Source organism: Aureisphaera sp. (assembly GCF_059726885.1).
The window spans coordinates 809,056-827,903 of record NZ_AP041051.1; the positions used below are offsets into that span (position 1 = coordinate 809,056).

The 18,848-nt window shown below is 39.3% G+C and carries 14 protein-coding genes; 3 read left to right on the top strand and 11 right to left on the bottom strand.

Translation table 11 applies throughout. From position 1 onward, the window contains the following. A complete protein-coding gene (locus tag AC6JAD_RS03770) occupies positions 1–510 on the top strand; it encodes a DUF456 domain-containing protein (protein WP_461302480.1) in 510 nt (169 codons plus the stop codon). A 7-nt stretch (positions 511–517) separates the two neighbouring features. On the opposite strand, the gene AC6JAD_RS03775 is transcribed toward AC6JAD_RS03770, so the two are convergent. Both AC6JAD_RS03775 and AC6JAD_RS03780 read right to left on the bottom strand, forming a co-directional pair. Further along, positions 518–1,603, bottom strand: coding sequence for a sensor histidine kinase (locus AC6JAD_RS03775; RefSeq protein ID WP_461302479.1), 1,086 nt, complete (start codon positions 1,601–1,603; stop codon positions 518–520). After that, positions 1,603–2,406: a LytR/AlgR family response regulator transcription factor gene (locus tag AC6JAD_RS03780; RefSeq protein WP_461302478.1), complete on the bottom strand. Its 804-nt coding sequence runs from the start codon at positions 2,404–2,406 to the stop codon at positions 1,603–1,605. The genes AC6JAD_RS03775 and AC6JAD_RS03780 overlap by 1 nt, the downstream gene beginning before the upstream one ends. Before the next feature lie 210 nt (positions 2,407–2,616). Here AC6JAD_RS03780 and AC6JAD_RS03785 point away from each other — a divergent pair, with 210 nt between their 5' ends. Beyond that, on the top strand, positions 2,617–4,374 hold the full coding sequence (locus AC6JAD_RS03785; RefSeq protein ID WP_461302477.1) for a T9SS type A sorting domain-containing protein: 1,758 nt from the start codon (positions 2,617–2,619) through the stop codon (positions 4,372–4,374). Positions 4,375–4,376: 2 nt separating this feature from the next. On the opposite strand, the gene AC6JAD_RS03790 is transcribed toward AC6JAD_RS03785, so the two are convergent. The 3 genes from AC6JAD_RS03790 to AC6JAD_RS03800 all read right to left on the bottom strand — a co-directional run bounded on the left by AC6JAD_RS03790 (position 4,377) and on the right by AC6JAD_RS03800 (position 8,838). Beyond that, positions 4,377–4,934 carry a nitroreductase family protein gene (locus AC6JAD_RS03790; protein ID WP_461302476.1) on the bottom strand — a complete coding sequence of 186 codons (558 nt, stop codon included), beginning with the start codon at positions 4,932–4,934 and terminating at the stop codon, positions 4,377–4,379. Positions 4,935–4,963: 29 nt separating this feature from the next. Further along, on the bottom strand, positions 4,964–6,913 hold the full coding sequence (locus AC6JAD_RS03795; RefSeq protein ID WP_461302475.1) for a cytochrome-c peroxidase: 1,950 nt from the start codon (positions 6,911–6,913) through the stop codon (positions 4,964–4,966). Between the two features lie 71 nt (positions 6,914–6,984). After that, the gene (locus AC6JAD_RS03800) at positions 6,985–8,838 is read right to left on the bottom strand and encodes an alkaline phosphatase PhoX (protein ID WP_461302474.1); all 1,854 of its coding nucleotides are present in this window, start codon (positions 8,836–8,838) and stop codon (positions 6,985–6,987) included. Positions 8,839–9,605: 767 nt separating this feature from the next. Here AC6JAD_RS03800 and AC6JAD_RS03805 point away from each other — a divergent pair. After that, the gene (locus tag AC6JAD_RS03805; RefSeq protein WP_461302473.1) at positions 9,606–10,055 is read left to right on the top strand and encodes a hypothetical protein; all 450 of its coding nucleotides are present in this window, start codon (positions 9,606–9,608) and stop codon (positions 10,053–10,055) included. 7 nt (positions 10,056–10,062) lie between these two features. Here AC6JAD_RS03805 and AC6JAD_RS03810 read toward each other — a convergent pair whose 3' ends face one another. From AC6JAD_RS03810 to AC6JAD_RS03835, 6 genes are all read right to left on the bottom strand, one after another. Next, entirely contained in the window at positions 10,063–12,480 is a 2,418-nt protein-coding gene (locus AC6JAD_RS03810) for a TonB-dependent receptor domain-containing protein (RefSeq protein WP_461302472.1), read from the bottom strand. Between the two features lie 153 nt (positions 12,481–12,633). Then, positions 12,634–12,999 carry a hypothetical protein gene (locus tag AC6JAD_RS03815; RefSeq protein WP_461302471.1) on the bottom strand — a complete coding sequence of 122 codons (366 nt, stop codon included), beginning with the start codon at positions 12,997–12,999 and terminating at the stop codon, positions 12,634–12,636. 722 nt (positions 13,000–13,721) lie between these two features. Beyond that, positions 13,722–14,579, bottom strand: coding sequence for a hypothetical protein (locus AC6JAD_RS03820; protein WP_461302470.1), 858 nt, complete (start codon positions 14,577–14,579; stop codon positions 13,722–13,724). Between the two features lie 31 nt (positions 14,580–14,610). Beyond that, positions 14,611–15,393, bottom strand: a complete 783-nt coding sequence (locus tag AC6JAD_RS03825) for a hypothetical protein (protein ID WP_461302469.1) — start codon at positions 15,391–15,393, stop codon at positions 14,611–14,613. Between the two features lie 15 nt (positions 15,394–15,408). Beyond that, entirely contained in the window at positions 15,409–16,713 is a 1,305-nt protein-coding gene (locus AC6JAD_RS03830; protein ID WP_461302468.1) for a hypothetical protein, read from the bottom strand. After that, entirely contained in the window at positions 16,713–18,815 is a 2,103-nt protein-coding gene (locus AC6JAD_RS03835; protein WP_461302467.1) for a hypothetical protein, read from the bottom strand. The genes AC6JAD_RS03830 and AC6JAD_RS03835 overlap by 1 nt, the downstream gene beginning before the upstream one ends. Between the last annotated feature and the right edge of the window lie 33 nt (positions 18,816–18,848).

An 18,848-nucleotide genomic window follows, 5' to 3' on the forward strand; every position in this document is an offset into this window, starting at 1 on the left:
ATGGATTTACTTTTTGTCTTCTTTGGACTTTTATTAATGCTCGTGGGAATTGCGGGCAGTATACTTCCGGTAATACCCGGAACACCTATTTCTTGGCTAGGACTTGTAGTTCTTTATCTTTCCCCTTCGCTAGAGTTCGATTGGGTTTTTATAAGCATTACAGGAGTTGTGGCAATTGTCATATATATTCTGGACTATTTGATCCCTGCTATGGGGACGAAAAAATTTGGAGGATCAAGGGCCGGTGCCTGGGGAACCACTATTGGTTTAATCGTAGGAATCCTGGCTCCCATTCCCTTTGGCATTTTAATTGGGCCTTTTGTGGGTGCCCTAATTGGTGAACTTGTATTTAATGAAACTGAAGGACCGCAAGCATTTAAAGCAGCTATTGGCTCTTTTTTCGGGTTTTTAGCCTCTACTTTTATGAAGTTCTTCGCCACCTGTGTCTACCTCGGAATATTTGTTTACCACGTCATTAAAAACTGGAGCCTACTCGATTTCCCATTTTAGAAAGTATTCACTTTTTCCGCATTGGAATTTCGATACTGGTTTGTACGCCATTCCCGTCTTCCCTATTTTTCATTTCGAACCTAAAATCTCCTTGATATAGGGTTTCCAATCGTGTTAGTATATTGCTAAGACCTATGCCAAAATGATCTCTTTCATGGCTGAGTCGTTGCCCATTGTTTCCAATATCGATAACCACTTTTCTGCTTTTTTCTTTTATATCAATGTCTATGGTTAGACGATCGTGGTCGTAAGAAAAGCCATGTTTTAGCGAATTCTCTACAATGGGTTGCAGTAATAAAGGAGGAACCAATAATTGCAGTACTTCTTCACTAACCGCCGTATTTACTATCAACTTGTTGTCATACCGAATCCGTTCAATCCCCAGATACTTCTGGAGCAATTCTAACTCTTCGGCCAGCGTAATGAACTTTGTATCTTTTAACTGTAATGTTCTGCGAAGCATTTCACTTAAATCTGCAATACTATCCTGTGCTTTCTCTGGGCTTTCATCTACCAAAGCAGCAATATCGTTCAATGCATTGAACAAAAAATGAGGTTGTAACTGACTCTGGAGGGAGCGAATTTTAGAATCGAGTAACTGCGTTTTTAATTGCGACTCCTGAAGCGCATACTCCTGCTGTTTCTTGAAGTAATAGTACGCATACACAATAGCTACAGAGCAGAAGTACAGAAAGAAATTGTAATCCGTTCCCAAAATTGCCCTAGGATAAATGTATTCCCAAGTAACGGGATCCTCAAAACCGTATACCCAATTGCCAAATAGTACCTGAGAAGTGACCGAATAGAATGTAAGCAAAATACCAAAGAAACCGTGAAACAATAACCCCATCCATTCTGGGATTTTCTTCCTTTGCAATAGATACCTCACAACCAATAAGGCGATGATGATAAATAGAAACTTTGAGGTATAGCGAAATACGGTGTTTAATATAAGACCCCACCAACTATAGGTCTTATAGGCAACCTCTTGCCATTTTGCCAGCACCCCACTGAATGCGGATAGACCAAATGCAAAGCTGTAGAACAGCAATAGGTATTTTAATAAAGCGCTATCTAGGGTTTTCAGTTTCATTAGGATCGTATCCCCATTTGTGTTAGAAAAGTTGCTTTTTGTGTTTTTGAAAGGGGAAATGCTTCGCGATCTGTCATCACAATACTGAAATCACCCTGACCCTCACTTATTACCTCTTTTACAAAATTTCGATTTACAATGGCAGATCGATTCACCCTTGAAAAAGTGCCTGGATTGAGCTTTTGGGATAATGCCGTCATAGAGATTCGGTACAAATGCTTGTCTCCCTGCTGTGTAAAAATTTCTGCATAGTACCCCGAAGCCTTAATATATTTTACCATTTCCGTTTCTATGAAAATATATTTCTTGTTAGACTTGAGTACAATTTTTTCAAGATGTTCCTGCGGATGGTCGGTTATGTTCACCCCCTCGGAAATGTAGTGCATTAGCTTGTCCACTTTTTCCCGAAATCCTTTATTCTGACTTTGCTTTACTCGCTGTATCCCACGTTCCAACGCCTCCATAAAGCGCGTTTTCTTATAAGGCTTCAATAGAAAATCCAGTGCCTGCACCTCGAATGCCTTTACTGCAAACGTATCAAAAGCCGTTACAAAAATAACTTCTGGGATAGATGTTTTGGGTATTTGCTTAAGCACATCAAACCCCGTCATATCTGTCATCTTTATATCCAGGAAAACAAGATCGGGGGCATCGTTCATGATTTTGTCGATCGTTTGCTTCCCGTTAGAAGCTTCCAATAGGGTTATCGGGAATGAGATATCTGCAAGAAAACTTTTGATGCGTTTTCGAGCCAAATTCTCATCGTCCGCTATAAGGATTTTTATGGGTGGTTTATCTTCCAAGTTCTTATGAAACTACTATGATACTGAAAATGTTCTTCAAGGTACCAAAAATTGATAGCAGTCCTATAAATTCTGAGATGACTGCACCTATATCTGAAACATCCCCATGTTCCTGAGTTTACATTCATATCATTTTTTGAAGACTTGGTATCAAACAAATGGGGTCAAATTCTTTTTTTGATGAATTTCGTGCAATAAACTCCTATTGCTATGATCTTCAGAAACATTCTAGTTGCAGCCACATTGCTTACCATTACTCATACTGCAGTAATTGCTCAGTCTTTTCAAGAGACCGCTATTCCTGACCTTACTACAACTGCTTCGGCATCCCGAAGTGCTAATTTTATAGATGTAAATGGCGATGGATGGGATGATATCTTTATTACGAATGGGCCATTTGCCGGGCAGGACAATATGCTATATATCAATAACCAAAACAATACGTTCACCACAGTGTCTGGAGAGGCTATTGTACTGGACGGGGATCGATCCGACGGGGCCAGTTTTGCCGACACAGATAACGATGGGGATTTGGACGCTTTTGTGGTGACTTTTGGTGCCAACGGAGTTGGAAAAAAGAATTACTTCTATCGCAATAATGGGGATGGCTCCTTTACTTATGAACCCTCCATTGCCATGGGAATTCCACTTACTTATTCCGAAATGGCCACATGGATAGACGTGAATAATGATCAGAATTTAGATCTCTACTTCACCAATAGCGTTGGAAACCTTCGTAATATGTATTTTGAAAACCAAGGGGATGGCACTTTTCAAGGATCTACTGCCATTGCCATAACCGACGATGTACTTCCTTCTCGTTCCATAGATTGGATAGATTATGACAATGATGGGGATTGCGATCTTTTTGTGACCAACGAAGAGGGTCAAACCAATTCCTTGTTCAGAAATGATGGCCCCGATAATTTTACACAAATTACCGATTCCGCCATTACATTAAGCTTTCGTAATTCGGCTGGGAGCTCGTGGGGCGATATCGACAATGATGGAGATTTCGACCTATTTGTAGCTAATTACGGAACGGGTGGGCAGGCAAATCAGCTCTTTATTAATGAAAATGGCAATTTTACCGAGGATCTAACCTCCGCTATAGCCGTCCCTTCCACAAGTTCGTTTGGTTCCTCTTTTGCCGATGTGGATAATGACGGTGACCTGGATTTATTTGTATGCAATGCATTCCTAGCCGGACAGAACACAAATTTCTTGTACATGAACGACGGAAATGGGAACTTCACACAAGATACCAGTAGTGATTTGGCCAACCATCAGGGATGGACTTTTGGCTGTGCGTTTGGGGATTACGACAATAATGGATGGTTAGATATCGTGCTGGCCAATACGTTAAGTGAAAATCAGACCAATTCCTTATACCAAAATACCGGTAGTGGAAATAACTGGGTAAAATTGAATTGTGTAGGGACCGATTCGAACACCTCGGCCGTTGGAGCAAAAGTAAAAATACGAGCTACCATTAATGGGAACGAAGTATGGCAAACGAGAAAAATTGCCGCTTCCTCAGGCTATTGTAGCCAGAATAGTTATGTAGTTCATTTTGGTTTGGGCGATGCCTCTACAATCGATGAAGTAGTAGTAGAATGGCCTGTCGGAACTTCGGAAAGTTTCGAGGTAGATACGATTAATAGCACACATGATATTGTAGAAGGAGAGGGAACATTGGGAAACGCTGAACAAACCAGTGCTGTATTTTCGGTGTATCCGAATCCGGTAACCCATATGCTCAATATTCAATTGAATGCTTCCCACTGGCAAACTGCAGATTTTTTTGTGTATTCCTCCAATGGCCAACTGGTGCAAAGTAAAGTTATTAGCGAAGGATATACCAGCACCCAATCCCTGAATGTACATGCACTACCTTCGGGAATATATTTTGCAGTACTTAAGAGCAACAATGAAACCTTGGGAACCCATCAGTTTGTAAAGGAATAGTCCTATATCCATTCTGTCTTTTCGGCAATTGTGGTTTTCCTGGTTCCTTCAGGAAGTGAACCATTGTATTTACCCATATAGAAAAAGCCAAGGCACTTTTCACCTCTGGATAATGTGATATGTTTATCCATATGGTCCTTTAGATTGGGCGTGCTCCAATAGCATCCAATTCCCATGGAAATAGCAGTAAGCCACATATTCTGAACGGCCATGGCGGTTGATGCAATTTCCTCCCACTCGGGCACACTTTCTTTCGGATCCCGTTGCATGCAAATGGCCATAACGCAACCAGATTGCAATGGTTTGTCCACAATTTTTCGGAATTTCACTTCAGAAATCGGATCGGTGATTTCACGATAGGTACTTCCTAGAAATTCGCTCAAATTCTTGCGTGCCTCCTCCGAATGGAACACTTTGAATCGCCAAGGTTCTGTTCTTCTGTGCGTGGGCGCCCAATTGGCGGCCTCTAATATGGTTTTCAGTTCCTTTTCAGTGATAGGCTCATCCATATACTGAACTGGAAATACGGCTCTTCGGGTTGAGATAAGATCTATAATCATACCCCGAAAAATACTAAATCCGAAGCAGCTTATTTTATCAATTCACGATCATTTAACTTTTTTTCAGAGAAATCACGGGGTAAATCCGAAGGAGGTAAAAATTCCTCTTGATCATTTAATGACTTCATAAAAGCAATGATCTCCTCAATTTCCTTTTGGGTGAGTTTAAGAGGATCCGGAGCCAGCGTCTGATGGCTCATCCCCAAACCCAGGCCAGCCCCTCCTCCTACATTATAAAATTCCATTACTTCTTCTAAAGAATCATACACACCATTGTGCATATATGGTCCAGTTATCTCAATATTTCTAATAGTCGGTGTTTTAAAGGCATTCTTATAAAAAGAAGCTACATCTTGAGTTATGCCATTTCCTAGCCTACCCATATCATCATCTAACAACCAGGGTTCTTGGTTGCTCTCCGGCACACCTAGCACTTCTGCTTCGGTTTCTTTATACAATGGAGGCACTAAGCCTGAAAATGTGGGGAGAAAATGACAGGTAGCACAATTTGCCTTACCCATGAACAGATTGAATCCGTTCTTTACCTCTTCCGGAAGTGTGGTTGAATTGCCCTGAAAATAAACATCTATAGGGCTATCAAAAGTGGTAAATTGCATTACGTACGCGGCTAAGGCATAATCGATATTATTAGATTTTATAGGCGTATCATATTCTGGAAAGGCTTTAGAAAATAGGTCGGTGTAGGTTTCACTTGTATACAGCTTATGAATGATTTCCGGATAGGAAGAATCGAATTCATCCTTGGCCAGCACTACATGTTCAAATTGATCTTCTAATCGCTTGGCGCGGAGATCATGGAAATAGGCCGATGCAAAAACCGAATAGTTTAGTGTCATCGAATTGCGTTTAAGTGGACTCCCTGTGTTAGATTTGCTGGTAATGAGTCCATCTGTAAATGCTCTTTCGGGTGCATGGCAGCTAGAACAGGAAACTGCATTATTCTTAGAAAGTACTGGATCGTAGAAAAGTAATTTGCCTAGCTGGGCAACTTTACTAAAATTGGTGTCGTTCGCAATACTAACATAATAGAATTTATTCAGAAAATCCTTTTCGAAAAGGTGATCTGCATCATAGTTAACGGCAAGTGGGAATCGAGAAACTTCCACTATGGTTTCATAATCTAGCGCAAGGTGAATTTCCCTGATATTTTTGTACAATGGATGCAACACATTTTTTAAAAATGTTAGTCGGTCGAAGTTGCTGAAATTTTGACTTTTGGTTTGTGAAATGCCCCGTTGAATGGTGTCATTGAATTTATGCAGGAGTTGTTTTGCATTCACATTTGCAAGTTCCCCTTTGTACAATTGAACATATTCCTGTTGTGTTTTTAGGACAACGTCGGCATCCAGTATACCTGTTTGTGTTCCAGGTGTATCGAACCCAGAGATCCCCAAGGTGGCCAGACGAATTAAAGCTTGTCTGGAAGCTTCAAAAAACTGTCGGTCTGTGATGCGCCGAACACCCAAAAATTGTCTAATCTTTTTTAGATCGTTCTCCAGTTTAAGGATCATTTCCGCCAATTCCCTTTTCGAAGATTTTGAAGCAAGGTCAGATCCCATGAATTCGTCTATGACCTGCATTCCTTTCGGTTTCAGCACGTTTACATCTGCTACTTTTTTCTCAAGTTTTGGCAAGGGAGCTCCATTCATTGTCTTGTCGAAAGCTTCCTTGTCTAGGTACTCCACAAAAAATTCAATTTTTTTAAAGCTATCCCTTAGTTTCCGGTATACATTGTCCAGTTCCTCTCGGGAGGCCGTACTATTTTCAAAAGCTGTTGCCACCTCATGGAATTGTAAAGTAGTACTATAAAAACCGGATAAATCTTCTTGAAATTTATCGTTAATGCTTCCAATGGCCTTATCCCTGTATTGAGCCGATTTTTGGTAAGGTTTGCTGGCAAGAATAAGCATCCCAACCAAAAAGAGGCTTCCAAGAAAAAAAAAGGTGTCGCTTTTCATATTAATTAGATTTAAAAGGTAGAAAGTCGGACCCAAAATTGGAGCCCGACTTTTCAGTTGAAATGAAGAAATTACTTAACCAAAAGTTTCTTGGTATCACCTTCCTTGGTCTTCAGCAAGTAGGTTCCTTGAGCCATTCCAGCAATATCTATGGACTTCACATCACGATATACTGCGATTCGCTTTCCAGTAATGTCGTACAATGCTACGTCTGTCACTCTATTAAAGTATACGATACGCTCGGTTGGGTTGGGATATATGATAAAACTATCTGCAGATGTCCCATCAAAATCCGGTGCACTTAAGGTTTCTAAAGCTCCAGAATCATCGAATCCTGTAATGGCAAATGTCAATGAGTTGTTATACGGGAACGGATTGGAACTATCCGGATGCTGAGAATTTACCAATACAGACTTTCCATCTGCAGTTGCGCAAGCTCCAGTTATTTCTGCTCCTCTTGGAGTTTGGGTTAATCGAATTAGATCATCGACCGTAGGATTGGCAACTTCCATATCCAGTATGTACATTTCACACATTCTATCGTCTGGGTATTCGATGGGAGTACGTCCAAAAGAAGTTCCGTTAAGATCTTCGTTGATCAACATATAGGTTTTATCCTCACCAGCCACATTTACATATAACATATTCAATCCATCAGGGTTTGAAAGGTGCTTTGTTGGATAATCGTTCACACTTGGACTCACAGGGAAAAATGGACCTGCCTCAACGAAAATGGATACATTACCAGAAGCTGGATCGAATTCCAGGATTCTTCCGTAGTAATCCCAGTAGTTTTCATCATCTGGACCCGTGGCGCCCTGATCGGCCGCCCTTTGAATGTGGTGGGGCGCATATACCGCTCCCTCGGCCGCTTCGTCGATCCAACGATCGCCGGGATTGTCACGGCCAGTTTCAGTCATATAAATCTTCCCCGTATTTTTGTTTATGGTAACCCATTCTAATCTATTGAACATGGTGGCCCCTGCCGCAACGGCTTCATCTTTGAAGTTCAACATTTTTGAGAAGTCTGTATTATCGATCTCCACCCAAGGCTCACCTGCAGCATCATGCTTATAAACATAGGTGGTCCCTACTGTGAAATCCCCCTCGGTTTCGGCAACAAACTTGGTGAAGAATCCTGGTGTAGCATCTGCTCCTATGTAAACTGTTTTGTTATCGGCAGCAACTGTTCCTCCTTCGAAAGGCTGGCGTCCCCAATTGTATTGCTTGCGAACTGCTTTTGCTTCTTTAGGATCTATCTCAACCATCCAGTTAAAGTTTTGGTACTTAGGTATCGTTTGGAAATTAGCCATTTCGAACTCAGTATACTTAATAGTATAGGCAGTCGTATCACGTACTCCATTACCATCTGCATAAATACTGGCGTTGTCCGTTCTAAACCATTCTTCGGCAGTCCAGATACGACCATCCACGATCGAGTTAATTCCTCCACAATTCATCCCTGTTTCTCCAACATTCTTAAAATCTACATTGAAAAAATCCCCTTTACGTCCGTCGCTCAATTCTTGGGGAATTACATAAAGTAAATCATTACTAGGCTGTCTCCCCATAAGAAAGGCAGTCATTCCGCCTCCGTCACCAATCTTATCGTCCGCTTGGATTCTTTCATGGTTAATAGACACCCAACCGATAGCATTGGGATCGTCCACACAATCTTCATCGGTTAAAGGCGTGAATCCAATAAAGTCATGCCATTGCTTTGCTGGCACTGCTTCGTTCTCTCCTGTTTGCACCATATCTTCTCCTCCAACAAAAAGGATCTGAAATTGGAATGGTGAAGGAGGAATAACCACTTCTGTGGCTTCCCAATCTACATCCACAACACGGGAAGGAAAGTTATTCTGGGCGGTCATGGCAACCCCCAGGACTACACATAATACTAAGGTAAGTAAAGTACGTTTCATTGTTTCGTTTTTAGGTTTACGAGTTAATTTTTTAGACACTTAAAAGTAAATTTGGAGTGTTATGAAACCTTAAACCGTATTTAAAAGAAACGTAATGGAAAAGTTATGAAAACTAATTTAAGTTTATCAAAAATTTACTTGACGTAATAGAATTTTAATATTTCATAATAGTCTCATTTATAATATTTTACACACCCAAACAACATGCCGGTTCTTAGACCTTAAAGGAGAAGGGGTTAGCTCTAGAATGTGCTTATGCCAAATTAATTATGGAGACTACACAAAAGTCTTAAAGAAGATTATTTAGACTTTGTCTAAACAGCATATTCTGGAAATTGGTACACGCACTTTGACCTTAGGGCTAAATATTTTTATGGATGTGCTGTGCCCAAAAAATCGGGAATTAAAAGGAATTTTGCCTTTTGGAAAGATGAGGCTAACCCCTGTCTAATGGAAAAGTAAAAGCCCCCACAGGCTAACACATGTGGAGGCTAAAAAACTAACCAATTTTTAAATATGAAAAAAAATCAATTATCTTTCTTGTAATCAATTCTTTAACAGCACAAAAATAAAAACACTTTTCAGGAGTAAAAAATATATGCATGCATAGAAAATGTGTTTTCGTCTAAAGGCAAGAGTATTCTACAAAATACAGATGAACGGCTAATATCTTGAGGTCGATTTATTACTTCACTGGATTAAGCCATGATTTTTTCGTATCTTATTGGTGTTAATGTTTTAAAAATCAACCTAAAAGATTTACCATCATGAAAAGAATTAGTCTTATTTCAGGTTGTCTTATTGCCCTGCTTTTCCTTGGCTCGGCTACAAAAAGCAACTCCCCAGAAAACACCATTTCGCTTGAAGGCGTTTGGGAACTCCAGCATCAGTATTTATTTGATGACAATCAGATTCAGGATACCCTATTTAATCTAGAAGGGTATCGCCAGGTAAAAATGTACAGCAAAGGTAAAATCATGTGGACACGGTTTAACCCAAAAGATACCAATGAATGGTTTGGTTATGGCACATATAAAATAGTAGATGGGTATTTGGAAGAGCAATTGGAATATGCCTCTAACGAAATGATGAAAATTGTTGATACAGTACAAGTATTTCGTTTCGCACTTGAAATGGGCCCAAATTCATACAGCCAGATTTCATTCGATGCCGACGGAAATCGTTACAATTCTGAGAATTATGTGAAAATTGAATAACTAGGCCTTAGTTAACCCTTCTTCTTTCATCTTCAGATCCCGTTTCCCTATTTCGGGAAGATTTAAGCTTACTATTACCAAAGTTTCTACTATAGGTAATGGTAAAGGTTCTATTGCTAAAGTCGAACGTATTTCTGGTTCTAATATTTTGGTCTGGCAGATCGGTTCCTCCCACAAACTCAACCGAGTCCAATGCGTCATTAAGCGAAGCCCTAAGGGTTCCCCATTTTTCTCCAAATTGTTTCTGTAGACCTATATTTATACCGTAGACCTCATTATAACGTGCCGTTCCGAAAAACCCCGGCCCATTATAGAAACCTGAAAGTTCTGCAGAGAAACTATCGGAAATCTTAAAGGAATGGGAGCTATTCGCAGAAAAATTACCCAAATCCTGTTCAACGGGAACCCCATTGTAAAAAGCCCTGACCTTTTGTTTAAAATAATTCACATTATTTTGGGTACGCCACCATGGCGCTATCTTAACGGGTATTCCGGCAATGATTGAAAAAGTGCGCGTATAATCAAGATTGGCCGCTTCGAAAATAAGTCGGCCAGTCTCTTCATCTATAGACTCCTGAAAGTTTGCAATAGACTCATCCTGATCGGTATACTGAAAGGACAAGAAATAAGATTTATAGTTGATATCGTACTTTACGGTATTTGATATTGCGGGTTGCAACGAAGCATTCCCCGAAAGAAAGGTATTGGGATCAAAAAATATGACAAAAGGTGCCAAATCGTTAAATGTAGGACGTGTTATACGTTTCGAATACGAAAGGTTCATCCCAAGATCTTCAGTAATCTTTCGCTGTAAAAACACACTGGGGAACCATATCCCATATTCCCTATCCACTACGGTACCTTGGGTATCGGTATCCAATTTGGAATCGGTATACTCATACCGCACTCCAGCTTTCATACTGGTCTTATCGTCTATCGTATAGTCTGCAGCTGCATAACCGGCCAAAATGGACTCATCTAAATTACTTTTATTGGTCAAGGTTAGATCTGACACCCAAACCTCATTAATGAGATTTTCGACGGAGACATCATTTTCAAAATCAGACTGTGTACCTTTAAAACCCACTTCCAATTTCAACTTTTCGCCAAACTTATTGGAATAATCGATCTTTCCTACCCATGTGGTGATCGGAGTAAACTTTCCGCTTCGTAAAAATTCGGTGTTCTGAAAAACACGATCGGCGTCGAAAAATGAATTGGCGTAATTTGTTGGATTATCGAACTCATAAAAAAGGTAATCGACATCCAAGCTCAAAAATTCGTCCTCATTAAAGTTGTGCTTCACATTTATGTTAGCACCAAAGTGCTTTAGCTGGTTTATTTCATCGTTCACAATATCTACGAAGGATGTGGGAACATTATTAGCACTTTCAAAACTTGCATTAAAAGCATCCATAGACCACCTATTGTCGAAACCGTTTATTAAAACACCTGCAATGGTCTTCTCCGTTAATTGGTAATCCAACCCTATTCTAGCATTATGGTTACGCTGTCTGGGATCCCTATCTGTTTGGGTATTGGTCCCCCTTAAAGTGTCATTCTCCCTGAATTCCCGACTGGTCTTGAAAACCTGCTCCCTTTTGTCCAAGGAAAACGAATAACTCCCAAATAGGTTTACTTTGTTTTTTCTGTAGTTGAAGTTAATATTGTTCGATGTGGTCTCTCCCCTACCATAACCACCGGACAGTGAGTAGGAACCATTTAGTCCTAAATCGGGGTTTTCTTTTAATACAATATTGATAAACCCAGCATTTCCTTCGGCATCAAAATTGGCAGGTGGAGTCGTGATTAGCTCGATAGATTCAATATTGTCCGAACTCATTCCTTCCAACAGCTGAACAATGGATGAAGCAGGAACGTAACTTGTCTTTCCATTGATCATTACTACCACTCCATCTTTCCCTACCACCGAAATACTATTATTCTGTCTATTTACAACTACTCCTGGAGACCTTTCCAAAACCTCCAAAGCAGAGCCTCCAGATGATACAATACTGCTTTCTACATTGATTACCAAACGATCCACCTTTTGTGTAAACAATGGTTTTTCTGCCGTAATTACAACTTCATCTAAGGATTCTCCTTCTACTAGCTCCAAAGTTGGCACTCGATAATCACCGGACAATTGAAACGGGGAAGAACTGGTCGTTTGATATCCAATAACAGAGCTTTGAACGAAGTATTCGCCTGCTTCCACATTGGAAATATCGTACCTGCCATTTTCTGAAGTGATAGCTCCCTTCACTAAAGTAGAATCGTTCGAGGTCAATAAAAGTACATTGGCAAAAGCTATGCCTTCGTTATTTATATCGACCACTTCGCCCGAAACGGAGAAAGAAGATTGTGCGTAGGTACAAAAAGAAAAAAATAGGGCGGCTGCGGAGAAAAGGTTCCCGATTTTCATAAATAAAATTAGTTAGTTTGGCCTTTTTACCTTTCATAAAATGTTTATGATTAGGAAAATAAGACAAACGAAGGTATTTAATAAAGAATGAAGTAGTGTTAGGATTTTCTTAAATCATCCCTTAAAGAAAAGTCCTACAAGAGCCTGATTATTCTAATCACTTCCGTTGGAAAAAAGGAGAATTCCCAAACCTACTATGATGGCAAGTGGAGAAAACGAAATGATATTAGACATGGTTTTGTCGTGCTCTTTTATTTCCACAATTTTATCGGCATCGATTACTTCTTCAGCACCCTGACTGTATCTTTTAGGAACACCCCGGTATTCTCCTTCGACTAAGTTTATTTTTTCGTATTCCTTGGGTGTATCGCTATCTGATGTTATAACCTTTACTTTCTTTTGTCCATTTACAGCCTCCTCCAATGTAACAGAGCCCTTATATACGGTACATCCTTGCAAAAGAAATAGTGTTGCCAGCACTAAGCTGATCAATTTTAGGGAGTATTTCGGCGAATTCATGGTGAAAGATTTTAGATTTAGGCTCATTAAATATACTAACATTTCAAAGAATGACTTCATTACGTAAATAAACCATAACTTCAGGCTTAGCATCTTCAGATTCCAAACATTACATCTTTTATATGTAAGACTGTGCAATAAAAAAAGGGAGTGCTATTAACCAGCACCCCCTTTACACACTCATCGCAGTAAACAACGATTCGCGGTAAAATTCAATTCCGTTTCCCATAAGGAACCTAAACCCCCATTTAGTTCCTTTTGAAGAAGTAATGGAAAGGAATAGAATTTATGTTAATAACCCTTGACCTTACCCACGGCCGTGTAATCACCCATGGCCAGGATACTCCCCCAAGATCCAATGGGTAAGGTCAAATGCATATGCCATTTAAAAAAAGTAATCGGCCTGTTAGAATACAGTCGAGCTAAAGAAGAAACAGTGCCGTCAAACTTCAAAAATCATGCATTGGGTTATACCAATTTGTCAAAGATCCTTTATGAAAATCTGAAGTAAAGTAAAGTCAAAAACTTGAATTAAACTTGCACAAAGTAACAAGTGCGGGTATAGGTTAATAGGCGGGCGTATTTGGGAACAACTGCAATTTTAGAGGGGTTAAAATATTGCAGAAATGAGTGAATTTTACCTCCAAAAAGCAAAAAAGCCTGTCCAATTGGACAGGCTTTCCATTAGTTTGGTCAACTACCAAACCATACTTTTCAATCTATTAAACATGATAAGAGTTCAATTTCAATCCAAATATTAAATGATTCGGCAAACCTTTTTTTACATTGCCCTTTTTTAATTTTAGTTTTTCATTAACATATGTAAAATCAGCATTGGAAACCAATTCCCCATTACTATTTTTATCCTCAAACAAAACATAAACTCCATCCCTCAAAAAAGCTCCTCCTATTATTGGGTTTATATCCATAACAGGTATTTCACCCCATACATGGTCATCGGGGTTTTTTCCAAAAGTAGCAATAATGCTTTCGAATAATTGAGTGGCAAGCGTCAAGTATGGTATCCCTTTAAGGATATCAAGATTTTTGATTTCAGGCACACCATTAATAACGCTTTTAACCCGGTTAAAATATTGACTCGCATCCGTATCAAGTTCGTAAAGGTCAAATTTTAGGTTAATAAAATCCTGAAAAATAATATTCCTGAACACACCACGGTACATAAAGGAAGGGGCGTAATCTCCATCCCTGACACTAAAATTTGTTGCAAGAGTAGCATTCTTTTGGGACCCCTTTAGGTCACTTGGGTCATTCGTGGTTGCAGATATCTTTAAAAACCCTTCATTCTTTTTGGACCAAAAGTCTGGGAGATCATCCACATAAAACGAGTAAAGATCCATGTCCAACCTTTTATATTGTGTCTTTGGGACTTCAAGTGTATCTAACTTTTCATCCCCAGCAGAAATGATCTTGTATTCTTTGTTTGCCATTGGTCTTCTATCTCCATCCAAATCAACAAACCCCAACTTTACGGATCGGGTTGGAAAATCATCCAGTTTGAAATTGGATCCTTCCAAAACCATTGTGAATGGCTTAACTCCTATTACATTTTTCTCCATAACCTTTTCCTTTTCTTAATCCAGAAATCGCCTACCAATTGGGAAGTTCCTGATTGTAGTGAAATGATTCAAAATCTTCTTTTGAATATCCTATTTTTTCAAAAATCTTTTGCCAAAGGGCCTTTCTTTCATACTCTTGCAGGCAGTTCTCCTGTCTCCTCTTATTGGTGCTGATGACAATACTTATTCTATTATCTATTAAATTCTTCAAATTGAAATTAGGTGTGTAGTTGTCCTCGATCTGCTTGATAAGCTTTTCTTTTTTCGGCTCAACATTATTGCTACACATATACATTTTTCCATAACTGGAAATCGGACACTGTTCAATCATATCCGAAAAGAAAACCAATCGAATATTTCCCCGATTATTTAACGTCTTCAATAGTTGATACGCTGTCTCTAAACTTGAGACTATACAACTTCTAAATTCATCAACGCTGACCTCAATCGTCCTATCATGGTTTTCAACAATATACCTCCCCAAACTGTCAGCAAATTTACTCCTCTGATCCTCAAGCTCTTTAATCTTCCTTTCAATATTGGTATTGCACTGAGGAATTTCATAATGGAAAAAGTTATTCGAAAAGGTATTGTCATTTATTGGATATACAGTTAATTCAGAACCCCAGGGCAAAGCATTTATGAACTTTACAACTTTATTGGATTCATCATATATGCTCAATGAATCCAAACTCGAGGTCATATCACAAAAGGCAATGACCTTAACAGGAATATGATCATCCTTTTTTGATTCTTCGCATGATACATACAATACAAGTAAAAGAATCAATACCGGCAAAACTATCTTTCTCATTTTCATAATTATTCATTAATTGTTTAGTGCAATATTATTTTGACTAAGGGAAATCGTCTTGATTCGGGCATTCCTTGCTGCAAATTGTTTTCGCATTTCCCTAGCCCTATCGAAAAGATCCAATTCTGCTGTCTGTTTTTGGAAACCATATTCATATCCATGCCTGTAACATGCATAAAAGAAATCCGTGTTTTCCTTTATAAATGTACCTTCTAGACTGCACCATGAAACATAACTTCCATAGTTCTTGAGCCTTTGGCTGATCAAACTGACCTCTTGTTGGGCATTGTTGAATTTTTGTTTGCTCTCTTCAAAACGCGCTTTCGCCTTGCTCAGAGTGGCAGCATTACTAAACTTATAAATCCCGAAGGCGGAACAAATACCCCCAATTAATGGAAACAACAGGGATACCAATATAAAGGCCCATTTTGTTTCCCAACCGAATAGGGAGGCGCCCGTCTTGATGGAATATATGAAATGATGAAACCTGAACAGTCCCAAAACCACTATCGTAGACAAGCAAAGGATCAAAAGGAAGGTATTGAAGCCAAACCTGTATTTCCACACCATAAATACCCTTTTTAATTCCTTGACATTGTCCTCTACCCCGGGAAGGTTTTCCCTTTTAAATGCAGTAATGCTTCTCTCTAGGGAAGGAAGGATATACATATCGAAATAGATCTTCACGTAAATGGTACAGATGGCAATTCCCAATGCCATCCCCCATTTTTCCACACCTGTTTCAAGTTCAAACCCCTGTTGGGTAATCTGTACGGACAAAATCAAGTCAGCAATTATTAATGCCAACCCAGCCATTGTATATATCCACCCCAAGGGTCTGGAATAGGAATTGGGTCTCCATTGTTGAGCCTTCTGAATCTTGGTCAGGTTTCTGTCATTCCTCTCGAAATCACTCTTTGAATACTCTAGGATCGCATTTTTGCTCTCAAGTTTTGAGAGTACCCCATCTCTTTGTCCCGAAAAAATGGTTTCAATATATGCCCTTGTCCTTAAGGCAGCATTCCTTACTATATCCAGCATTGATTTCTCCTCGACCCCATACTGTCCATCTATATCTCCCACTTTCCTAAAATATTCTCCGAGCTGGGCAATTTCAGACAACATCTTCTTCAATGTCTTGGAGGCTTCCATATCCTCATCCACGGCCTCTATTGTATAGGTCTTGGTGAAAAACATTTCCGGACTAGGTATATTGGAGTAAGGGTTTTTTACAGTTTCCCCATTGTCATCCTTTTTTTTGAATACAGAACCTATGATCCCTTTTCCCCAATTCTTCAATTGATTCAGTTTTGTTGTCATCACTTAATGTTTAATGAATTTTGATTAATGAACCATAATGCTAAATCATAACCTTTTCGAAGTTCGGTCTCTTCCTGAACTCCCTTTTCGTTATGGTACTCCAGTTGTTTTCTATGCCCTTTCATCCTATCGGTATATGACTTTCTGCATACCTCTATCCTATACTTAAGGGTCTTAATCAGAGTGTTCTTTTCTTTTTGGTAAGCTGTCTGCCCTTCCTTCAATTCTCTTAGGTTTCTCTTATAATCTCGAAGTTCAGAATCCTTTTGCAACAATTTTTGTTGTAAATTGTCAAGAACCAATTTCTCGGATGGGAATTGTACTTCCTCAAAAGAAGTCAAAGCAACCTTACTACGCATGTGCCTGCTTTGAGATGGGTTCCAAAACCATAGATTGAACAACCACCTAGGTAGTTTCCTCCCTAACCTATTTAATTGCCAAAGTGGCTTGGGCCAAAGATTCTTGATATGACCTGTCTTCAAAACCAAAAGTTCGAGCAATTCATTTTCGAGTTCCAAAAACCTTCTCTTAAAAACTCTATTCTCTGAGCTTGTTAAATAGAGTGGAATAGGCCTAGAATTGTTTTTTATCCGATATTGCAGATACAACAGATTGTTTTCGATCTGATCCCTTGTTTGATAAAGACTTCTATATCGCAGTCCCGTTCCCAAGAGAAACCCAGAAAGCAAACTGCAAATCGCAAAGCCGACCAAAGCTCCCCCTCCTTTTTCATTGAACAAATACATGATTATCAATGTGACCAAGAACAAAACCAGAAGGATCAAGACTTCAATGTTCATTCTCAATAAACCTATATCAGTAATGTGTAAACTTTCTTGGCCCTGGCTTTCCTTCTCAGCATTATATTTTCTGGGAGCCATTATGTAAGTTATATATGCAAATCCAATACCTCCAATCATCAATGCAAGTGTACTACCGGCAACCTGTCCAGAAAGGGCTTCATCCAAACTGTTGAGATCAGATATGTTACTTCCTGATTGCAATACCACATAAATTATACTTGCTACGAAAATATAAGGGAGTAACTGCAACCACATCCCGGCAAAAGATGTCGATTTAATTTTCTTACTGAACCTCAGGGTATTTTCCCAAGAACCATCCAATGCGATATGCTGTTCACCCTTTGATTCGCTTAAGTACTTTTTTATCAAAATCTGACACCCCCATGATAGAAGGAATACCATTATGAAGATCAGTAAGAGCCCCCCAATAAAAATAATCACCCATAAAGCTTCGGGAATGCCTCGTTCCCCTTTGACATTCGAACCGAAATTCAATAAAGCCTCCAAAATAAAAAACAGCCATCCATCACTGTTGAGCCCCCTCTGTGATGAAAAAATGGAAAACAACCACCCTGCGACACCTGTTGAGGAGACCCCAGAAAAAATAAAGAATTTGGAAACTCCATTGTTAATCCCTTTTCCTGCTAGACCGATTAATTCCTTTTCTATTTTCTGATAGGTGTTTTCATAATGTTCAGCGATACGAATGAACAATTTTGACTCTTCTTTTAACGCCTCCTTATTAATATCAAATGTCTTTTGGTTTATTGCATTCTTCTTATGCTTAACTCCATCAAGCGTTTCGATAAGCTCATGTAGTTCTAACCGAGCCTGACGTATACGATCTTGAATAAGGGTAGCTTTCTTTTCTCCCAGCAACTCCAAGTTCTTTAGTATTTTCTCCTCAAGTGACTCAATTTCTTCTTTAATCAATTTACTTTTCTCTTCATAAAGTTCGAGCTCACTTTCATAATCATCGAGTTTTGCAGAATGGTAAGCGATACTTGATTTAAGATCTTCTATCTGATGGCTGTACCGTTCCAAGTCCTTCTTATATGTTTCCTCAATTAATTTAGCTGTATATTCCTGATGGCTCCTTCTGCGATTCAGTAATTCGCTGAACGCTTCTGCCGCAGATTTTGGATTGCTGATAGTGGTATAAAACCCCCAACGGGAAATCCGGTCAGGTTCAGCCTCACTTATCTCATTAGAATGGTTGTCGTCCAAAATTTCTGCTTCAAAGGATTCCTCCTTAGCATTGGAAATTAGCTGATCGCCTATTGGATTTTGTTCTTCCATTTTTGTTTGGATTTCTTTTCAAAAATATTTCTC